The organism is Gemmatimonadaceae bacterium (assembly GCA_016720905.1).
Lineage (GTDB): Bacteria > Gemmatimonadota > Gemmatimonadetes > Gemmatimonadales > Gemmatimonadaceae > Gemmatimonas.
The window spans coordinates 1-17,629 of sequence record JADKJT010000003.1; the positions used below are offsets into that span (position 1 = coordinate 1).

Genomic DNA, 17,629 nt, shown 5'->3' on the forward strand with positions numbered 1-17,629 from the left:
TGGCGCGCCTGGCCGTTCAGTGAGCGACTGACCTACGCACAGGGCGATTCCGTGCACTGGCGCTTCATCAATGCCAGCGCGGACGTCCACCCGCTCCACTTGCATGGCTTCTACTTCCGGGTCAACGCGCGGGGCGACATGCAGCGCGACACACTCTATGCCGCGTCGCAGCAACGCATGGGCGTCACCGAGTTGTTCGATGAACAGAACACGGCTGACATCTCGTGGAAGGCCGATCGACCGGGCGGCTGGGTGTTCCATTGCCACCTCAACTACCACGTGCTGCCCAATCCGGCGCTCGGCGATGGGATGCTCAGCGCGGACTCCATGAACAAGCTGCTCATGAGCGCGCCCGTGATGGATGGCGTGCACGGCGCGCACATGATGGCGAACCATGCCGAGACCGGCATGGGCGGCCTGTTGCTGGCGATCAAGGTGACGCCGGCGGGCGTGGACGCCATGCCGAAGCGCGCGAACGCCTGCACTCTACATCAGACCGACTGCAACCGGCCGACACCGCGCGTCGATTCGGCTACGCGCTGGCGCACGGCAATGAGATCCCACCGGCGAACGCCATTCAATGGCCGGGCCCGCCCATCATCCTGCACAAGGGAAGGCCCACCAGCATCATGGTGGTGAACCGCGCGACCGAGCCCTCGCAGGTGCATTGGCACGGCCTCGAGATCGACAGCTACTACGACGGCGTGGCAGGCATCAGTTCCAACGGCGGCATGGTGTCGCCGATGATCATGCCGCGCGACTCGTTCGAGGTTACCGTGACGCCGCCGCGCGCGGGCAGCTTCATGTACCACACGCACATCAACGACTTGCGGCAGCAGAGTCACGGCCTCTACGGTGCCATCATCGTGCTCGATGAAGGGGAAACGTGGGATCCTGCCACCGACCTCATCTTCCAAGTGGGGAGCGACCCGACGATCGCGACGATCCTCAACGGCAGCGCCGCTCCCCCGGCGCTCACACTGAACGTCGGCACGCGGTATCGGATTCGGCTCATGAACATCGCGCTCGACGCGGCGGCGAACGAGTTCTGGTTGACCAACGGGAACGGTGCGTCGCCGCTGTGGACAGCGCTCGCGAAGGACGGGCACGACCTTCCGGCCTGGCAGCGCACTGCCCGCCGGGCACGCCAACAGGTGAGCATTGGTGAGACGTACGATTTCGCCCTTACCTTCGGGGAACCAGGGAATTTCGAAATGCAGGGTCGCCGACGGAGCGGCAGCATTTACGCACGCCAGGTGATCCACGTCGTGAAGTGATGTGCGCGTCTCCGTCAGCCGCGCGGCATCGTTACATTAGGAGTTGTGACGACTTCCCAAACCTGCGTCCGACCATGATCTCGCGACTTCGGCGATTTCTGGATTGGCGCGACGAACGTCTTGCGGCAGCGCCGCCGCAACTTGCTGACGAAAGCCAGTGGTATACCGAACACACAGCGCTGCTGGTCAGCACGCTCAAGTGGGCGCTGTTGGGCGCCGGTGCAGGACTGTGCGTTGGGCTGGGTACTCGCGGGTTCCTCTGGTCGCTGGGCGCATCGGCAGGGTGGATGCAAGTGCTCACGCGGGGCGCGTTTGAGCCGTATCTGCTGTTGCCGATTGCCCTGCCATTGTGCGTGTGGCTGATTCGCACGTTTGCGCCAGACGCCAGGGGACACGGCACTGAAGCAGTTATCGCGGCGATTCATCAGCGATCCGGTCGCATCGACTGGATTGTCGCGCCGGTCAAACTCCTCGCCACGGTAGTGACGCTCGCCGTCGGTGGATCGGTGGGCAAGGAAGGACCCGCCGCGCAGATCGGAGCGGCGCTCACGAGCATGTTTGCCGACCTGCTTCGTCTCAACAATGACGATCGCCGGCGCCTGGTTATCTGCGGCATCAGCGCCGGTTTCGCGGCCGTCTTCGGTACGCCGGTTTCCGGTGCTGTTCGGGATCGAGGTGCTCTATCTGGGACGCATCGACTATTCCGTGATCTTCCCGGCCTTGGTGGCAGGCATCGTCAGTCATCTGGTGTGCGGAGTGCAGCCGCCCTTTCCCGCACTGCACGCCATGGCGAGCATCGGGCAGGTCAAGATCATTCTCATCTCCATTGCGTCGGGAGTGGCGTTCGGGTTGATCGCGCTGCTGCTTATTGAAACGCTGCGAGCCGTTGATCGGGGGCTCAAGCGCTTCAAGTCGCATCCGTACCGGGTGGCGACCGCCGGCGGACTGGCGCTGGTGGTCCTCTACTCGGTGGCCGGCAAGCGATATGCGGGACTGGGGACCGACACCATCAATGGCGTCATGGGAGGGCAGATGCCGGTGAATGGATCGGAGTTTCTGCTCAAGATCTTTGCCACCACGCTGACACTCGAAACCGGCGGAAGCGGCGGCATCCTGACTCCGATTTTCTTCATCGGCACAACGAGTGGTGCGGCGCTGGCCGGTCTGTTTGGATTGCCGCCCGGTGCGCTGGCAGCGTTCGGCCTCGTTGCGGTGCTGGCTGCGGCCGCCAATACGCCGTTGGCCGCCGCGGTCATGGCCATCGAGGTGCTGCCGGCGCCGGAAGGTGTGTATGCGGCACTGGCCGCAGTGACTGCGTACCTGATGGTTGGACATCGCAGCGTCTATGCCAGCCAGAAACTGGGGTTCTCCAAAGCGGGCGGACTCGATGTGCCGCTTGGCGGCGCCATTGGTGATGTCGATCGCTCGACCATGCGTGTGCGCAAGGGCAGCCCTGACCGAGCGAGTGCTCGACGTGGGACGCACGCGTTCGCCCGACGTCGACGACTAGCCGACCGGTCGGACACCGCTGCGCGGTGTGCGTGTTAACTTGTCTGGATCGGATCATCACGCGGTCGGGTTTGTCCGCTGCGCACGTTGCGCGGAACGTCCACCCGCTTGTGCGTTACGCACTTACCGGCTGTCCTGCGGGACCAGCTGCTTCCGGAGCGACTCATCGACACCTCCGCCGTGTGGCAGGCGCTGAGTGCGCCACTGTTCAACATCGCGAGCACGCCGGTGACGACGGCGTCGATACTGATGTTCCTCGCGATCCTGGGCACGACGCTTCTCGTCTCGCGGCTGGCGCAGCGCGCCACGCGACGCGCGCTGGAACATCGCGGTCCGACCGACGACGCGACCGTGACAATCACGGCCCGGTTGCTCCACTATGCGATCATTGTACTGGGCCTCGGCATTGGCGTGCAGACCATCGGTGTCGACCTTGGCGCCCTGTTCGCCGCCGGTGCCTTCTTTGCGGTCGCGCTCGGCTTTGCCATGCAGAACGTGGCGCAGAACTTCGTGGCCGGCGTCATTCTCCTCGCCGAGCGCACAATCAAGCCCAATGACGTGCTCGAAGTGGAGGGGCGCATGGTGCGCGTCACGCGCATGGGCCTGCGTGCCACCGTCGCCCGCTCCCGCGACGAAGAAGATCTGATCATTCCGAACGCCACGCTGGTGCAGAGCACCGTGACCAACTACACCTTGCGCGATCCGACGTACCGCCTGCGGACGTCGGTCGGCGTGTCGTATCACTCGGATATGGATGCGGTGATCCGGGTGTTGCTTGACGCGGCGCGCAGTTTGCCGGAGCGGCTGGAGGCCCATGAACCACGCGTGCTGATGACGGAATTTGCCGATTCGGCGGTCGTGTTTGAGGTGGTGGTCTGGACCCAGAACCCCTGGGAGGCCCGGGTGACGCGATCATCGCTGAACGAGGCCATCTGGCGTGGATTGAAGGCCGCCAACATCACGATCCCCTTCCCACAGCGCGACGTCCACGTCATCCGCCACCGCAACGACGCATAGCGCGGCGTCTCCGTCGCCGAGGCTACAGTATGAGGCGGACGCCGCCCAGCGACTCAATGCGGTACGAACGGCGCTCCACGAGGGAGGCCCGGGTCACGGAAACTACGATGGTACAGACGTCAGACTACTAGCCAGCGGACGTCTCGGGCGCCGTTGTCTTCGGCAACGCCAATGGTACCGGGAGTTTGAACAGCTGTCGCGCGTTCTCTCCCATGATGCGCCGGTATGCATCTTCGGGCAGACCCAGCTGGCGCACAAAGCCGAGGTACGAACTCATGGAGCAGATCGGCCAGTCGGTACCGAAGAGAAATCGTCCCGGATCACCGGCGTAGAGAATCGCGTCGCGGATTTCCTCCGACATATAGGTCTCGAACGCCTCGGTGAATTCGCCGAGTACCAGTCCTGAGATGTCGGTATAGACATTCTGATTCTTGTACACGACCTCCATGCAGTCCGTGATCCACGGATTGCCGAGATGGCAAATGACGAACTTGACGTTGGGGTGATCGACCGCGACTTCATCGATCTCCAAAGGATGCGAGTACTTGAGCTTGCCCTTTGGACTGTAGGTGTCGCCCGAGTGGAACATGACGGGCACGTCGAACTCCTCAGCAAGGTCGTAGACCACCTGCAACCGTGAGTCGTGTGGATAGAACGGTTCGTAGCCGGGGTAGAGCTTGAGTCCCTTCACCAGCCCGTTTTCGAGGAAGTCCGCCAATTCGCGCAGGTCGCGTTGCCGGTAGTTGAGGTAGCTCACGCCCGCAATAACCCCCAACTCGGGAATCGACTCGATGGCCTTGACCACCTCCGCCGTACTGGGTCGATGCGGACTCACCAGATAGCTGGTGAGGACCAGCGAGTAGTCGACACCGGTTTCACGCATGGTGCGGCGCAGCTTGTCGAGACTGTTGTCCAGCGAGACCGCAATCTGCTCGTGGTAGTTGTTCAGGTGGACATGGCAGTCGATGATCATGGCGACTCGATGGTCGTGAGGGAACGGCTGCCGATTGACCGGCGCGTGCCGAGTGCGCGAAGCATCGCGCGAAACGCGGGACGCTCGAGCGGGCGAGTGATGCGATAGCCGCGGCGCCAGATGGCGTACAGGATCCGCCGCAACTCGCTCACCGGGAGCCGAGATCGCTGGGTGTGCAACTGTTCGAGGTACAGCACGAATGGCGACGGCTGGTCGCCGCGCATCAGGCTCGGTTGGTGGTAGGGGAAGTCGAGGAGGATGACGTTGGGACGGCGCGCCAGGGTGCGCAGCCAGGGGTTGGATTCAGCGACCTCACCGATGATGCCATCCAGCGGACGTTTCGACAGGCGTAGGGCGTCGCGCTCGAACAGCGTGCGCAGGCGACTCCGCAGTCGCGTGCCGATGCCGTGCGAGCGTTCCGTCGGCGCGATGGCCAGGTAGCCGATCATGCCGAGGTTCAGGTTGCCGAAATACGTGCCGGAATTGAGGCCAACGACGGTGCCATCGCGCTCCGCAACCAGCAGATGCCAGGCAATGTCGGTGAGCAGTTTCTTCGCCGATTCCTCGAGGCTGCCTCGCCATTCCCGCAGGGCGACGCGCTCGGCGCGATGAAACGTGCGCGACAGCAGCGCATAGGCGTCCTTGATGGCCGGGTCCTTCGGATCGACAATCGCGCGAATCCGGATCATGACAGGGGGACTGGGTGGTGCGCCTGCTCGCGGCGCCGGTGGCGGCCACTGCGGTTCGCCGGGCGTCTGACGTCTGGAACAATCTAGTCTCCCCGCGGACGACGCGCCGGGCGGCCGACCGGGCGGGTGCGTTCCGTGGTTGACAAAATGTACAAATTGTATATATTCAACTCATCGCAGCGTGCCACCTGATGGTTTGCACGTATTTGTTCCGGCGTTGGCGACGACCCCGAGCCGGGTTTCCAGAGACATTCCCGCACCTGTATGAGCACCCTGCGACGTGTGGCGCGCATTGCCACCACCGATGCGCGTGAAGAGATGGCCGAACTGGTCAATGCCGTGGCCTATGGCGGTGCCATGATTGTCTTGCAGCGGCACGGCAACGATGTCGCCGCGCTGGTGTCGCTCGCCGACCTCGAGCAGCTGGGTATCCGGGTCGGACCGGATATCCCGGCGTGGCCGAACACCCGCACCCGCAGGAGCGTCCGGGCCAGTCCGAAAGACTGAGCCGACGGCTGCGGGTCCTTCGTACTCGCAGTCAGAGGAGATCATCATGACAGTCGCAAACAGTACCCATCCCGTCACCAACCCCAAGGCACCCACGTCGTTGGCCTCCACGCTGGTATCCGGTAGGGACGTGAAAGGATTCCAGATTGTCGCGCGCCATGGTCGATGTGCGGGGTTGGGATGTGCTGGCCCCCGACGGGAAGAAGCTCGGCGTGGTAGCCGCATCATGCTCGATGCCGCGGAGAAGCGGCCGCGGTATTTGTCGGTTTCGGCGGCCAACAAGGCGGGACACCTGTTGCTTCCCATCGGCCTGCACGCTGGAACAGACGGGTAAGGAGCGTGCGGCTGACAGGTGGTGTCAAGGTCGACGCGCTGCTGGCACTGCCGCGCCTGACGTCGGAAGTCGTCACGCGGGGAATTCGAACGCCAGGTGTTTGGCGCGGTGAGCGGTACGTCGATCACGTCGGAACCGTGGTATGCCGATCCCATGTTCGATGCATCGCGCCTGTTCGGTACGAAGCGCACCGCGCAGCGCTCGTAACACCGCGTGACGGGTTGGCGGCGGACGCTCCGAACAGAGCGTTCGTCAGCTGTGGTGGAGTATTCAGCAGTCCTCAATCGTACCACCCCTGCACAAACCACTGCATGGGCGCGGCAATAGCACTCGTCACCGCCGACTCGCCATACACCAGCAGCTCCCCCTCGCCCTCGGCATTACACCGCCAGTAGTCGCGCGCGAACGCATCGGCGCGCCACCAGTCGCCGCTCAATCGTTCCGGTCCATCGGCGTGGGCAATCGACAACCGGCGCCCCCGCCACCACACGGCGGCAGGCACACCACGCGGCGCTTCGACATCCACCACTTCGGGGGTGTCGAGTAATCGCAGCACAGCGGGCGCGTTGACGGTGTCCGCGCTGAGGTCAGGTGATGCGGCAGGCAGCGGCGCGGCGGCTTGCGCCATTGCATCGGCACTGGCCCACTGGCCGGTGGCTTCCGGCTTGTGCCCGTCACCCGCCACGGCGCGCACCACCACATCGCCCGCGTTGTCCGGATCGAGCGCGGCCCGCAAACGCGCGAACACCGACTCGGCGTTCATGGCGGCGTCGCGCCATGACGGCACCAGCAGATCGCCCTGATCGGCGGCCAGTGGTGCGGTGGCCGGAATCCCCACCGTGATGCCAATGATCGGTGCCGGGATCACCCAACGCTCAAGCAACGCGCGACATTGATCGAACAGGGGCTCGAGTCGCGCCAGCGGTCGCGCCGGACGCACTTCGCGCGTGATGCTGCGTTGTGGAATGGACAGCAGCGATGAGGCCTCAACGGTTTCGCGGCGCGGCATCGCCTTCCCCCTTCCTCCAGTGGCCACTGTCGTCCCGCATCGAGAATCAGCGTGACCGACACCGCCGCCGCCGAACGGCCGTCGTTCACCAGTTCGCGCACCAGTCGATCCAACTGCGCGCGCAACACGAACAACACCGGCGCGGTGCTGTCCACCGCGGCCGGCAATTCCACACTGGTGCTGCGCGTGGCTTCCACCCGCACCAGTCCCGGACGTCGCGTGTCGTCACCGTGCGCCAGTCGCCACGCGGTGAGTCCTTCGGCGCCCCAGCGGCGTTCAATGTCACCGGGCGCGAGTGAGGCGAGCATGCCCACGGTACGCAGCCCCAGCGCGCGCAGGGCGTCGCGCAATTCGTCGTCCATGGGCACCAGTCCCAATGGCGCTGGTGCGAGATACGTGGCGCACTGTCCGCCGGGAATGCAGGTGATGCCATCGGGGAGTGCCAGTGGATCGCGTTCACGTACCACACGACTGCGCGCCTGTGGCGCCCATGTGGCGGCGCGCGCGGCCACGCACGAATCGGCAATGGCCACGCGGGCATCGGGGTGCCAGCGCTGTGCGATGGACAGCAGGGCGCGCGCCAGCATGTCTTCACCACCCAGTGCGTCGAAGCCGCTGGCGCCAATCCACCACATGCCCGGCGCGCCTTGCACGGGAGTGACCTGGGGACTGGCCGCGAGAAACGCGGTGGTCACGGCCAACACCGCATCGTTCACGGCGTGATCGTCCCACGTGCGCACGTCGAGTGCGGCGCAGCGCGCCTGCGCTTCGGGCAACGTCATGCCGGCGCGCACTCCGGCGCGTCCGGCGGCCAGTGACACCGCGCGCAGTCGCGTGTTATCGGCGAGCGCCCTCGGCAACGCGTCCCAGTGCGGGGGGGGCGCCGGGATAACGCGCGCCGTGTTGTCCGATGACCACGCCGACTTTTTCGCGCGCCCGCTCGCGTTTGCTGGGTTTCCCATACGACGATTCGCCGGCGCGTTTGCGTCCGCGATAGCGCGTCCAGTCGCGGGTGTGTTTGTCGAAGGTCCGATCGAACCGTTCGCGTTCACGACTCCGTTCGCGCGGGGTGAGTGGCGGGGCGTACTGGTGCTCGTTTGTTCCGCGAACGCCAGGGCGAGTTGCATCGCGATGGGCGGACGTTGTTGCGGGCGTGTGGATGTCGTCGTGGGCGGAGACGCCGAGTCCACCCCAGGTGATGGGGTGCCCGATGGCGTCGTCGGTGCTGCCGCCGACAGCGGCCCAGGGACGGCGCGTGCCGCGTGCCACGCCGCGCCGATCGGGAATCTCGGAATCCGTACACACGCGACGCGCCATGACGATGCCACTGCTCACCTCGATTGATCGAACGCTGCGACTGGGTCCACCTTTCTCCACGACCACCGAAAACCCGCGTATGATGTTTGGGGCCTCGGTGCGTTGTCGTCGAAGGGAAAGCGGTTTGGCCGACATGGGTTCGAGTCGCAATCGCACCGCACCACTCACGCGACTGGGGCGCGCCTCGTGTTGCAGCACCACACAGGCCGCATCGCGTTCGCGGGCGAGTTGCGCGAGTCGCACGCCATGCACCCGCGACAGCGCCGGTGCGCCGTCGATGACGACGAGGGCGAACACGCCGCTGCGCAGCAGGAGATCGGCGCACCATGCACTGCGCTTTCCATCACGCGGACGCACCATCACCAGACGCTCGCCGAGTCCGGCCCATGGCGCGGCGGCAGGTGCGACGCGCATCGATCCACGCCACCCAGCCGCCGGTACGCAGCACGCGCGATACGACCTGGCGGAGCAGGGCGGTCTTGCCGACGCCCAGTGCGCCGACCACTTCGGTAATGCGGCCGCGCGGGATGCCGCCGCCCAGGGCGGCATCGAGCGGGGCGATGCCGGTGGCCCACGGGATGCCCGCAGCCCGTCCACCGGCCACCACGGCTTCGAGCTGCGTGCGGAGTGACGCGAGCCCGGGGCTGGAGGTGAGGGCAGGGCGGGGCGGGAGGGCGAAAGCGGTGGCGGGCATAGGCGATATTTGTACCCGAATAAAAACCGAAGATCGAGGATATGGCTAGGGGCACCAACCCCTCTGTTTCTCCTTCTTGCAGTTCAGCTCGGTATGATGGACATCACCCATCATCACCAATGCGAACCGTTCATGATCGATACCCCATGCGTCAACAAGCTGAGGCGTCTTCCTGGACGTGTAGTTGACGTGCGACCAAGGGATTGCCGCATGCAACAAAACCATCATGGCGTCGCGTCCGGCGTGTCGTCATCGTGGGTCGGCACGAATCCAATCGGCCGCGAATCGGCGCGTCGCCATTGACCGCGAGAGCGTCAGACACTGTGTCCTCGTTGCCGTAACATGACTACCGTGCTATCGTGCTATGGTTATCCGCTCATTCCGATCGGTGGGAGTCGAGGACATCTTCAACGGCGCAGACACCACGCGCGCGCGAAAGGCATGCCCGGCGTTGTTGTGGCAGGTCGCGCGGCGGAAACTGGAATTGCTGGATTCCGCCGGCGCGCTCAACGACCTTCGCTCGCCGCCCGCCAACCGCCTCGAGGCCCTGAAAGGCGTGCGCGCTGGCCAACATAGTATTCGCGTGAACCGGCAGTATCGGATCTGCTTCGTGTGGACCGATGGCGGTCCGGCGCACGTCCAGATCGTTGACTATCACTCATAGGGCTCGGAGAACCAACGATGGTCCGCATTCCCACGCGGCGCCAACCCACGCATCCAGGCGAGATGCTGCTCGAGGAGTTCCTGAACCCCATGGGCCTGAGTCAACGCGCACTGGCCGATGGGATTCGTGTCCCCTATCAGCGCGTCAACGAATTGGTGAATGGCCGCCGAGGGGTGACGCCCCATACCGCCCTGCGCCTCGCCAAGTACTTCGGTACGACCGCGGAGTTGTGGATGAACCTGCAACTCCGATGGGATCTCTATTTCGCGCAGGCGGCGGAAGCCGCCGAGCTGGGGCGCATCAAGCGCGTGCGTGTGAAACGAGTGGCCGATCCCATTGACTCGGCGGCGTAACCTCGCGTTCCTGCGAACGAATTCACCGTTGAACGAACGCCGGTTCCTGGATCACCTGAGGCCGCCGATGCATACGGTACGCAATCTTCCAATCCGCACCGTCGCGACGATGCTGTTCGCCCTGATGGCGCTGCACGGCATCGGCGCACAGACCTCGCGGCCACAGCCTCGCAACACCGGCGCAATCACTGGCACGGTGGTGGACACCAACGGTGTCCCCATCGCCGAGGTGACTGTGACGCTCGTGAAGACGCAGCGACGCACACTCACTGGTGTCGACGGGTCGTTTCGATTTGACAGTATTCCGTTAGGCACCCACGAGGTGAGCGCCCGCGGTGTCGGGCTCATTGGCGGTGTGCAACGGGTAACCGTGGGGCCGAATGGTGGGTCGGTCACCATCGTGATGATCCGTTTCTCCACGTCGCTGCCGTCGATGGTGACCGTGGCGACTCAGGGCGGATTGAGCGGCGTGATCGGGGACACGGCGTACCATGCGCTGGCCGGTGTGGTCATCACCGCCGTTGGCGGATCACAGATTGCCAAGACCGACTCGACTGGCGCGTTCGCCATGCCGTTGAAACCCGGCCGATATCTGATTCGCCTGGAGCGGGACGGATATCTTCGCCAAACCATGGGCGTCACGATTCCGGAAACTGAAGGGCGTCGCATTGCCGCGTGGCTGGCGCCGCAAGAAGGTGCGCCGAATCATGCGGAGGCACAGAACATGTTCGACCTGGGCCAGCGGATGATCCACCTGAGCCATGTCTCCGCGAAATTTTACTCGCGCGAAGATCTGGTGCAGCAGGGAATCGTTGACCTTCAGGCGCTGGCCATCCGTTGGGGCACCGGTCGGCTGACAGTGGAGTGCATGGTCAGCATCAACGGCTCTCTCGTCCGTGCCCGTGACGTCACTAACGGCGTCGGAGCTCGAATTCGTGGAGGTCTATCTGCCGTCGAGCATCGGATCGGTACGCGGTGGCACGAGCATCAACGGCCATCAGACCAGAATGACGACTTCCACGCCCCCACGACCCGCCGTCTCGTCCAAATGCGGCAACGTCGGGTTGATTGCGTGGCTGCGGAGCTAGGTGTTTCGCGGGACAACCCGTTCCGTGGCCGCAGGTCGTCACGCTCGGGCTCGCTAATTGCCCTCGACTCCTTAATAACGTTCCCCGCCAGCAGTCGTATACTCCAGTAGTCGCCGGGGCCGACACGGCCTTCCAGCGGTTCGTTCCACCTTCAGCCCACCGTCCCATGTTCCGTCGAACGCTTCCTCTACTCGCCACCGCGCTCCTCTTGGCCGCCTGCGGTGGAGCCCCCACTGAAACTGCGTCTGACGAGCCGACCTTTGAGGCCGTGCTCGAAACGGCCGATCAGGGTGCTGCGGCCGCTGGGTTCCTTGATCGGGCGCCTGCCGGACTACAACTCACGGATGCGCAGAAAGCCGCTATCCGCACCATCAACGAACGGTTCAAGGAAGCCAACAAGGCCGATCTTGAGGCGCTGACGGCGATCACGCGTGAAGCGATAAGAGCGCGACGCACTGGCGCGTCGCAAGCCGATGTGATCGCGATTCTCGAGCGCGGCCGTCCGATTCGTGCTCGGCTGGCCCCGGCGTTCGCCGCCTTGCGCGTGGCGTTGAACGCAGTGCTCACCGACGAGCAGCGCGCGTGGCTTGCGGCCAACTCCCGTCGACTGGGACCGGACCTGCCGCCGCTGCCTGGGCGCTAGTCGCTATCTCGGCGTGTGGTGAAAAAATACCGCCGCGTGCATCCGTGCACGCGGCGGTATTCGTTATGGAGTGGGCGGTGGCCCATCGGGGGGCGGTCCATCCCGTGGTGGCCCATCCCGTGGTGGCCCATCCCGTGGTGGCCCATCCCGAGGCGGTGGTCCTCGCCCATCCTGCGGTGGCGGCGGACGAAACGGATCCGGCAATTCCCGCACTCGTTCCGCCAGTCGTTGCCGCTGTGCTTCGTCCAACAGCGGTGCCAGCGTGCGGCTCATTGAATCCAGCGCTGCACGCAACTGCACATGCGCCGCATCGATCACCCGCTGATTGGCGTCGGCCGCTACTTCGAGAATCGGACGTACCGTGGCCTGCTGTTCGGCGCGCAACTGCAGTACCTCTTTCCATGCGCGCCACGAATCCCGGCGGACGCCGTGGTGGCGCGCCGCGCGGCACGCGTGCGCGTTGCAACGCGCCTTGTCCAACCAGGCCTATCACGATGCCCAGCAGCAGCGTCGTGATGAGAATGGCGGCGGATTTGATTTCGAGTTTCATGCGTTATTTCCCCCAGGCACTGAGGTCTCCATCCAGTGCATACGCGGTGGCGACGGTGACGGTCGGCATGCCCAGCACGCGATCAACCAGCGACTGCTGACTCGCTCGCGTATTCAACAGGTTCATTGTTGCGAGCAGCAACGCGGCGGCCACCGCCAGTGGCGTCAGTCGCCAGAACACCGGCTGCAATTCGTCCGAGAGCCGGCGCGGCGCGGCGAGTCGCGCCATCACGCGATCGGCGAATCCCAGGTCGAACGCCACGGCACCACGCAGCGCGCGGTAGCGCGTGAGCTGTTGTTCGATGTCCTGCTCGTCGTCAAGCATCAGTCCCTCCCGTGACGTACGGCGCCAAAAGACGCTCCAGTTCGGCCATGCCGCGCGCCAGTCGGCTCATCACTGTGCCCGGCGGCAACTGCAGCGCGGCAGCGGTTTCGTTCGTGGACAATTCTTCCAGCAGGCGGAGCACCACCACCGGGCGCTGCTTCTCGCCCAATTGCGCGACCGCCCAGTGAACCAGGTCGCGCCGCTCGGCACCTTCCGCATCGTACGCGCTCACCGTCGGTTCGGCGAGTGATCCCGGTGACGCGTCTCGACTCACCAGCCGCAACCGAAAGCGCTTCCGTTGCTTGAGCGCGTTGAGCGACAGGTTCATCGCGATGCGACGCAAATATGTGCCGAGTGTTGCGTCGCCCCGAAATTCCTTGAGCGCGGCGTGAAATCGAATGAACGTCTCCTGGCCCACGTCGTCCGCATCGGCGCCACGGCCCAGCATGCCGATCACCACCGACGCCACCATCGACTGGTATCGCTCGACCAACGCGCGAAAGGCCGCGGCATCGCCGAGTCTGGCGCGTGTCAGCAGCTCCTCGTCCGAGGGGACGGATGTCATGGATGGGATCCTGGCGCACCCATCATGGACAACGTAACGCGCCGGTTCATTCCATGTCTCCGGCTGGCGATTGCGATGAACATGTATGGAATGGCTAGTGGGGTTCGGTTGTCCAAGACGCAAACACACCCGAACCACGGAGACCCTATGCATTCCATCGAATTTCTCAGCAAACATCGTGTCGTGTGCGGCCTGACCCTCCTCATGGCGGCGGCCTGCGCCGACAAGGTGACGTCAGCCGATTCCACGGATACGACCAGCGAAACCGCATCGACCCAACCCGGCCTGCAGACGGCCAAGTGGGGCGCGAACGTGACGGTGTCCTTTGCCAATGGGACCATGCGCTACCGGTCGAATGGCATTCCGAATCACTCGCGCCAGTTGCAGTATGCACTGCCGCTTCCTGGCGTGCGCGTGCCCGGTGCGGCGAGTGCCTATGCCGGCGCCGATCCCACGCAGGCGCAGAGCTATGATTTCCAGATTCCGCTCACGCCGAGAAAGGCCGCAACGCCCACTTCCACAAGTCTCGGCACGATAGGCGTGATGATTTCGGGAGCCGCGTTGTTCAATCCGTACGAAGGCGACGGCGTCACCGTCGCGATGGCGTCCAACTTCACGGTGAAGAACACGGCTGGTGAGAATATCGCGTTTCTCGATGCCTGCAACGGCCATCCCACGCCGATGGGTTCGTATCACTACCATGCGTTGCCGCCATGCGTGACGGCCATGGTCGATACCGCCGGAGGTCCGTCACACATCATTGGTGTGGCCTTTGACGGATATCTGATCTATGGTGATCGCGACATCAGCGGACGGCAGATCACGTCGTCTCAGCTGGATCAGTGCAGTGGGATCACCAGCGCGACGCCGGAGTTTCCGCAAGGCGTGTATCACTACGTCCTGCTCGGCAATGCCAACGCCACGTCGTCGATTCGCTGCTTCACTGGACAGGTGTCGAGTGCGGCGGCGACAATGCCCGGCATGGTGCATCCGTAGCCGATTGGTCTCGCGGATGTTTGAGTTGCGAAGGGTTACCTACTCCGGTATGGTCCCTTCATGGCTGTCGAGCATCGACGTATTCTCTCCGACTGCAGAACGCTACGAACGGTGGTGATCGTCGCGGCGTTGGCGGCGAGTGGAATCCTCCGTCCGGCACGATTGACGGCGCAGCCGATTGTCAATCAGGCTGCGGCTGCGCCGCGTCGTGTCTCGGTTGATGTCACTGTGGGCACCAGCGCTGTACGTGGAGGGCGCGAGCGGTACGTGAACGACGAGGGGCTGGCGATCGAGTTGCTGGTTGGGCTGCGTCGACCCTCGCGCCAGGGGCTCATGTACGCGGCTGCCGCCGGGGTCAGGGTCGATGCCGGCCAGGACTGCTATGTCCGGCTCCCCGTGTCTCCCTACGCCGGGTGCATCCCGCATGCGCCAACGGTAGGTCATCTCTCCTTCCTGGCGGGCAGCGAAGTGCGCCGGTCGGGAAGCAGTTTCCGCGCGCTGCTCGGACCATCGATCTTCTCTGACGGCCATCACGCGGGACTTGGCGGACGGCTGCATCTGAGCGCGGCCGTTGGCGCACCACGCGTGGCGTTGACGGTGGGCGTCAACGGCAATTGGCTGGCCCTGTCCAATGGCTCGTCACTTCGCTACTACGCGTCGGCGTTCGGCCTTCGGCTTCAGTAAGACATGAACACGCCATCAACCCATGCCGCGCGATCTCGCGCGCGCGTGTGGCGCATGGGTCTCGCGCTTGCGGGCCTCGGTGCCGGGTGCCTGCCCTACACCATGGGGTCCACGGCGGCCACGGTGCCTCGCGGTGAACAACGGACCACCCTGAGTCTCGCCGCCAGCTTTGGCGATCGCTCGCTGGATGAGCCGCCCGAGACTCCCATGACCATCCTCGACGCGGAAACGCGCATTGGCGTTTCCGAACGCAGTGATGTCGGGCTTCGCATCACGGGCATCAGCGGCGCCGTGGTGTCCTACAAGCATCGACTGCATGGCTCGGCGTTGGGCGCGGCGATTTCAGCGCAAGTGGAAGGCGGGGTGGTGAAAGCCGGTTCGCTGGCGATGGGAGGGCTGAGTGTGATCGCTTCCAGCGCGGATAGGCAACGAACTGCGGTGTATGGCGGGGTGCGGTATTTGCCGGTGGCGCGACTCACCCGCGACGCGGACCGCGAGAGCCCCACCATTGGTGGATTCTTCGGCGTGCAGCTGCGGCGGGCTTCGTTCGTGCTGCTCCCCGAACTGAGCGTGGTCCGCGGGTACGATGACATAATCGCGCATCGAGCGACGTGGTTCGTGATCCCGTCACTGAGCCTGACGCGCTCTCCACGCGCCACGCCGCGCTAGTCGGACGCTCGGCGCACTACCGATGCGGTGCCGTGCGGTGCAGGCTGCTGCGCGCCAGGACTGCCGAGACTAGCGACAAGACACCACCCAGCGCCAGCGCGGCGCCAGGAAAGTAGAACGGCGCGCGCGGGCCCGAGAACCACGCAAACACGTTGGCCATCAACAGCGGGCCAACAATTGACGTCAGACTCATCATGCTGGTGAGCGCCCCCTGCAATTGGCCCTGTTCATTTGGCGGAACCTGTCCGGAAATCAGCCCTTGAATGGCCGGTCCGGCAATGCCGCCCATGCTGTAGATCGCCGTGAATGCGAACATCATCCAGGTGGACGTGGCGAAGGCGTAGAGAAAAAACCCCACGCTGTAGAACGTCAATCCAAAGTAGACGCTGCGCTGCTGCCCGAGTCGTGGTATCACCGTCCGGATCAGCCCGCCCTGCACAATAGCCACGGCCAGCCCCACCACCGCCAACGACAGGCCCACGGTGCGTTCGGTCCAGTGGAACTTCTCAATGGTGTAGTACGACCAGTTGCTCTGCACCGCGTGCGCCGCGATCTGCACCAGCACCAGTGACGCAATCAAGCCGAAGATGACCGGATAGCGACGCAGATTCCCGACCGATCCCACCGGGTTGGCGCGCTTCCAGTCGATGGCACGACGATGCTCAGGCTTGAGGGATTCGGGCAGGACGAAGAATCCGAACAGCCAGTTGACGAGCGCCAGCGTTGCGGCGGCGATGAACGGCACGCGCGCGCCATACTGACCAAGCAGGCCACCGGTGAGCGGGCCGATAATGAATCCCAGTCCGAACACGGCGCCGATCATGCCGAAGTTCTGGGCCCGCTTTTCCGGCGGTGACACATCCGCGATATACGCGGCGCCGGTTGTGAAGCTCGCGCCCATCATACCCGCGATCAGTCGGCTCACAAAGAGCCAACCGATGGACGGCGCAAAGGCCATGAACAGATAGTCGAGGCCAAAGCCGAACAGCGACGCGAGCAGCACGGGCCGTCGACCGAACCGGTCGCTGAGCGCGCCCATCACCGGGGCGCAGAAGAACTGCATGCCGGCATACGCGAAGGCCATCCACCCGCCCCATCGTGCCGCATCGCTCATGGTGCCACCCGTGAGGTGGGTGATGAGCTTCGGCATGACCGGAATGATGATCCCCAAGCCAGCCACGTCGATGAGCAGCGTGACGAGGATGAACCACATGGCGGGGGCGCGGGACGACTTCATGCGGGGACGTCTCTCGGTTCGGAAGGAAGACACAGCAAGGCAACAGTCTAGTACAGTCCAGTGACTACTGAGGTGGGGTGCCGCGTTGGCGCGGTGTCTCCGCGCGGTACTCGCCCGCGCGTCCCACAGTCCAGCGCCATAGCCGTCGCTTGCGGCGCTGCGTCGCGCCCGCGCGCCCCGCCGCGCCCTGCGCGGCCGCGCCGCGGCCGCGCGCGCCGCCGGCGCGCGCTTCCACGCCGGGGCGCGGTGCGGTTCGCGTCGGCACCGGCCAGGCGCGTCTGTCGCCGGCGCGGGTGCCGGCGCGGTGTGTTCGCCCTCGCGCGGCATTTGCACTCGGAGGTGACGCGCCGGCATCGACCAACAATACGTCGCTGATCGCGAATCCGATCGGGCGCGCGGCGTCGTCTGCGGTGGCCTGGCGGCGCTGCGCTCGTGCGCGTCGCGGTGCGCGGCTCGCGCGGGGACGCCCGCCCCGCGGCCCGCCGGAACCGCCGGGTCTTCCGAGTTGTGGGCCCGCGCCGTGCGGCGGC

Annotated in this window: 23 protein-coding genes; 13 read left to right on the plus strand and 10 right to left on the minus strand. The window is 64.9% G+C overall.

What is annotated here, in order from left to right; all coding sequences use genetic code 11:
* The 4 genes from IPP90_04400 to IPP90_04415 form a co-directional block, all read left to right on the plus strand.
* Positions 1-639, plus strand: a 639-nt coding sequence (locus IPP90_04400) for a multicopper oxidase domain-containing protein (GenBank protein ID MBL0169963.1), incomplete at its 5' end; no start/stop codon positions are given.
* A complete protein-coding gene (locus tag IPP90_04405; protein MBL0169964.1) occupies positions 636-1,277 on the plus strand; it encodes a multicopper oxidase domain-containing protein in 642 nt (213 codons plus the stop codon). The genes IPP90_04400 and IPP90_04405, both read left to right, overlap by 4 nt.
* A 74-nt stretch (positions 1,278-1,351) precedes the next feature.
* Positions 1,352-2,149, plus strand: a complete 798-nt coding sequence (locus IPP90_04410; GenBank protein ID MBL0169965.1) for a chloride channel protein — start codon at positions 1,352-1,354, stop codon at positions 2,147-2,149.
* A gap of 817 nt (positions 2,150-2,966) precedes the next feature.
* Entirely contained in the window at positions 2,967-3,803 is an 837-nt protein-coding gene (locus tag IPP90_04415) for a mechanosensitive ion channel (GenBank protein MBL0169966.1), read from the plus strand.
* A 127-nt stretch (positions 3,804-3,930) separates the two neighbouring features.
* Here the strand turns inward: IPP90_04415 and IPP90_04420 are convergent, their stop codons facing one another.
* Positions 3,931-4,776, minus strand: coding sequence for an amidohydrolase family protein (locus tag IPP90_04420; protein MBL0169967.1), 846 nt, complete (start codon positions 4,774-4,776; stop codon positions 3,931-3,933).
* Positions 4,773-5,465 (minus strand): GNAT family N-acetyltransferase, encoded by a 693-nt coding sequence (locus tag IPP90_04425; protein ID MBL0169968.1) that lies wholly within the window; start codon positions 5,463-5,465, stop codon positions 4,773-4,775. Before IPP90_04425 ends, IPP90_04420 begins: the two co-directional genes overlap by 4 nt.
* 264 nt (positions 5,466-5,729) lie before the next feature.
* Between IPP90_04425 and IPP90_04430 the strand changes: the two genes are divergently transcribed.
* Together IPP90_04430 and IPP90_04435 are read left to right on the plus strand one after the other, a co-directional pair.
* Positions 5,730-5,972: a type II toxin-antitoxin system Phd/YefM family antitoxin gene (locus tag IPP90_04430; protein MBL0169969.1), complete on the plus strand. Its 243-nt coding sequence runs from the start codon at positions 5,730-5,732 to the stop codon at positions 5,970-5,972.
* A gap of 46 nt (positions 5,973-6,018) precedes the next feature.
* Positions 6,019-6,306, plus strand: a complete 288-nt coding sequence (locus IPP90_04435) for a hypothetical protein (GenBank protein ID MBL0169970.1) — start codon at positions 6,019-6,021, stop codon at positions 6,304-6,306.
* Between the two features lie 280 nt (positions 6,307-6,586).
* Here IPP90_04435 and IPP90_04440 read toward each other — a convergent pair whose 3' ends face one another.
* From IPP90_04440 to IPP90_04455, 4 genes are read right to left on the minus strand one after another with little or no spacing between them, the layout of a single operon-like run.
* Positions 6,587-7,189, minus strand: a complete 603-nt coding sequence (locus IPP90_04440; GenBank protein ID MBL0169971.1) for a hypothetical protein — start codon at positions 7,187-7,189, stop codon at positions 6,587-6,589.
* Positions 7,171-8,175, minus strand: coding sequence for a hypothetical protein (locus IPP90_04445; GenBank protein ID MBL0169972.1), 1,005 nt, complete (start codon positions 8,173-8,175; stop codon positions 7,171-7,173). Before IPP90_04445 ends, IPP90_04440 begins: the two co-directional genes overlap by 19 nt.
* Positions 8,153-9,046 (minus strand): hypothetical protein, encoded by an 894-nt coding sequence (locus IPP90_04450; GenBank protein ID MBL0169973.1) that lies wholly within the window; start codon positions 9,044-9,046, stop codon positions 8,153-8,155. Before IPP90_04450 ends, IPP90_04445 begins: the two co-directional genes overlap by 23 nt.
* Entirely contained in the window at positions 8,976-9,326 is a 351-nt protein-coding gene (locus IPP90_04455) for a hypothetical protein (GenBank protein ID MBL0169974.1), read from the minus strand. Before IPP90_04455 ends, IPP90_04450 begins: the two co-directional genes overlap by 71 nt.
* 364 nt (positions 9,327-9,690) lie before the next feature.
* Between IPP90_04455 and IPP90_04460 the strand changes: the two genes are divergently transcribed.
* The 4 genes from IPP90_04460 to IPP90_04475 all read left to right on the plus strand — a co-directional run bounded on the left by IPP90_04460 (position 9,691) and on the right by IPP90_04475 (position 12,074).
* Positions 9,691-9,990 carry a type II toxin-antitoxin system RelE/ParE family toxin gene (locus IPP90_04460; GenBank protein MBL0169975.1) on the plus strand — a complete coding sequence of 100 codons (300 nt, stop codon included), beginning with the start codon at positions 9,691-9,693 and terminating at the stop codon, positions 9,988-9,990.
* 17 nt (positions 9,991-10,007) lie between these two features.
* Positions 10,008-10,343, plus strand: a complete 336-nt coding sequence (locus tag IPP90_04465) for a HigA family addiction module antidote protein (protein ID MBL0169976.1) — start codon at positions 10,008-10,010, stop codon at positions 10,341-10,343.
* A gap of 67 nt (positions 10,344-10,410) precedes the next feature.
* The gene (locus tag IPP90_04470) at positions 10,411-11,541 is read left to right on the plus strand and encodes a carboxypeptidase regulatory-like domain-containing protein (GenBank protein MBL0169977.1); all 1,131 of its coding nucleotides are present in this window, start codon (positions 10,411-10,413) and stop codon (positions 11,539-11,541) included.
* Positions 11,542-11,597: 56 nt separating this feature from the next.
* Positions 11,598-12,074, plus strand: a complete 477-nt coding sequence (locus tag IPP90_04475; protein MBL0169978.1) for a Spy/CpxP family protein refolding chaperone — start codon at positions 11,598-11,600, stop codon at positions 12,072-12,074.
* A gap of 63 nt (positions 12,075-12,137) precedes the next feature.
* Here IPP90_04475 and IPP90_04480 read toward each other — a convergent pair whose 3' ends face one another.
* The 3 genes from IPP90_04480 to IPP90_04490 form a co-directional block, all read right to left on the minus strand.
* Positions 12,138-12,458 (minus strand): hypothetical protein, encoded by a 321-nt coding sequence (locus tag IPP90_04480; GenBank protein MBL0169979.1) that lies wholly within the window; start codon positions 12,456-12,458, stop codon positions 12,138-12,140.
* A gap of 169 nt (positions 12,459-12,627) precedes the next feature.
* Positions 12,628-12,948, minus strand: coding sequence for a hypothetical protein (locus tag IPP90_04485; GenBank protein ID MBL0169980.1), 321 nt, complete (start codon positions 12,946-12,948; stop codon positions 12,628-12,630).
* Entirely contained in the window at positions 12,941-13,513 is a 573-nt protein-coding gene (locus tag IPP90_04490; GenBank protein ID MBL0169981.1) for an RNA polymerase sigma factor, read from the minus strand. Before IPP90_04490 ends, IPP90_04485 begins: the two co-directional genes overlap by 8 nt.
* A 147-nt stretch (positions 13,514-13,660) precedes the next feature.
* On the opposite strand from IPP90_04490, the gene IPP90_04495 reads away from it, so the two are divergent.
* From IPP90_04495 to IPP90_04505, 3 genes are read left to right on the plus strand one after another with little or no spacing between them, the layout of a single operon-like run.
* On the plus strand, positions 13,661-14,509 hold the full coding sequence (locus IPP90_04495; GenBank protein MBL0169982.1) for a YHYH protein: 849 nt from the start codon (positions 13,661-13,663) through the stop codon (positions 14,507-14,509).
* Positions 14,510-14,569: 60 nt separating this feature from the next.
* Positions 14,570-15,193: a hypothetical protein gene (locus IPP90_04500; GenBank protein ID MBL0169983.1), complete on the plus strand. Its 624-nt coding sequence runs from the start codon at positions 14,570-14,572 to the stop codon at positions 15,191-15,193.
* Positions 15,194-15,196: 3 nt separating this feature from the next.
* Positions 15,197-15,862, plus strand: a complete 666-nt coding sequence (locus IPP90_04505) for a hypothetical protein (GenBank protein MBL0169984.1) — start codon at positions 15,197-15,199, stop codon at positions 15,860-15,862.
* 16 nt (positions 15,863-15,878) lie between these two features.
* Here IPP90_04505 and IPP90_04510 read toward each other — a convergent pair whose 3' ends face one another.
* Complete coding sequence (locus tag IPP90_04510; protein MBL0169985.1) at positions 15,879-17,099, minus strand: TCR/Tet family MFS transporter; 1,221 nt, start codon at positions 17,097-17,099, stop codon at positions 15,879-15,881.
* Between the last annotated feature and the right edge of the window lie 530 nt (positions 17,100-17,629).

Coding starts and splice junctions, on each gene's coding strand:
- IPP90_04490 (MBL0169981.1), bottom strand. CDS start 13,513: ATGACATCCGTCCCCTCGGACGAGGAGCTGCTGACACGCGCCAGACTC.
- IPP90_04475 (MBL0169978.1), top strand. CDS start 11,598: ATGTTCCGTCGAACGCTTCCTCTACTCGCCACCGCGCTCCTCTTGGCC.
- IPP90_04420 (MBL0169967.1), bottom strand. CDS start 4,776: ATGATCATCGACTGCCATGTCCACCTGAACAACTACCACGAGCAGATT.
- IPP90_04485 (MBL0169980.1), bottom strand. CDS start 12,948: ATGCTTGACGACGAGCAGGACATCGAACAACAGCTCACGCGCTACCGC.
- IPP90_04505 (MBL0169984.1), top strand. CDS start 15,197: ATGAACACGCCATCAACCCATGCCGCGCGATCTCGCGCGCGCGTGTGG.
- IPP90_04425 (MBL0169968.1), bottom strand. CDS start 5,465: ATGATCCGGATTCGCGCGATTGTCGATCCGAAGGACCCGGCCATCAAG.
- IPP90_04455 (MBL0169974.1), bottom strand. CDS start 9,326: ATGCCCGCCACCGCTTTCGCCCTCCCGCCCCGCCCTGCCCTCACCTCC.
- IPP90_04500 (MBL0169983.1), top strand. CDS start 14,570: ATGGCTGTCGAGCATCGACGTATTCTCTCCGACTGCAGAACGCTACGA.
- IPP90_04495 (MBL0169982.1), top strand. CDS start 13,661: ATGCATTCCATCGAATTTCTCAGCAAACATCGTGTCGTGTGCGGCCTG.
- IPP90_04470 (MBL0169977.1), top strand. CDS start 10,411: ATGCATACGGTACGCAATCTTCCAATCCGCACCGTCGCGACGATGCTG.
- IPP90_04450 (MBL0169973.1), bottom strand. CDS start 9,046: ATGCGCGTCGCACCTGCCGCCGCGCCATGGGCCGGACTCGGCGAGCGT.
- IPP90_04435 (MBL0169970.1), top strand. CDS start 6,019: ATGACAGTCGCAAACAGTACCCATCCCGTCACCAACCCCAAGGCACCC.
- IPP90_04510 (MBL0169985.1), bottom strand. CDS start 17,099: ATGAAGTCGTCCCGCGCCCCCGCCATGTGGTTCATCCTCGTCACGCTG.
- IPP90_04465 (MBL0169976.1), top strand. CDS start 10,008: ATGGTCCGCATTCCCACGCGGCGCCAACCCACGCATCCAGGCGAGATG.
- IPP90_04430 (MBL0169969.1), top strand. CDS start 5,730: ATGAGCACCCTGCGACGTGTGGCGCGCATTGCCACCACCGATGCGCGT.
- IPP90_04410 (MBL0169965.1), top strand. CDS start 1,352: ATGATCTCGCGACTTCGGCGATTTCTGGATTGGCGCGACGAACGTCTT.
- IPP90_04460 (MBL0169975.1), top strand. CDS start 9,691: ATGGTTATCCGCTCATTCCGATCGGTGGGAGTCGAGGACATCTTCAAC.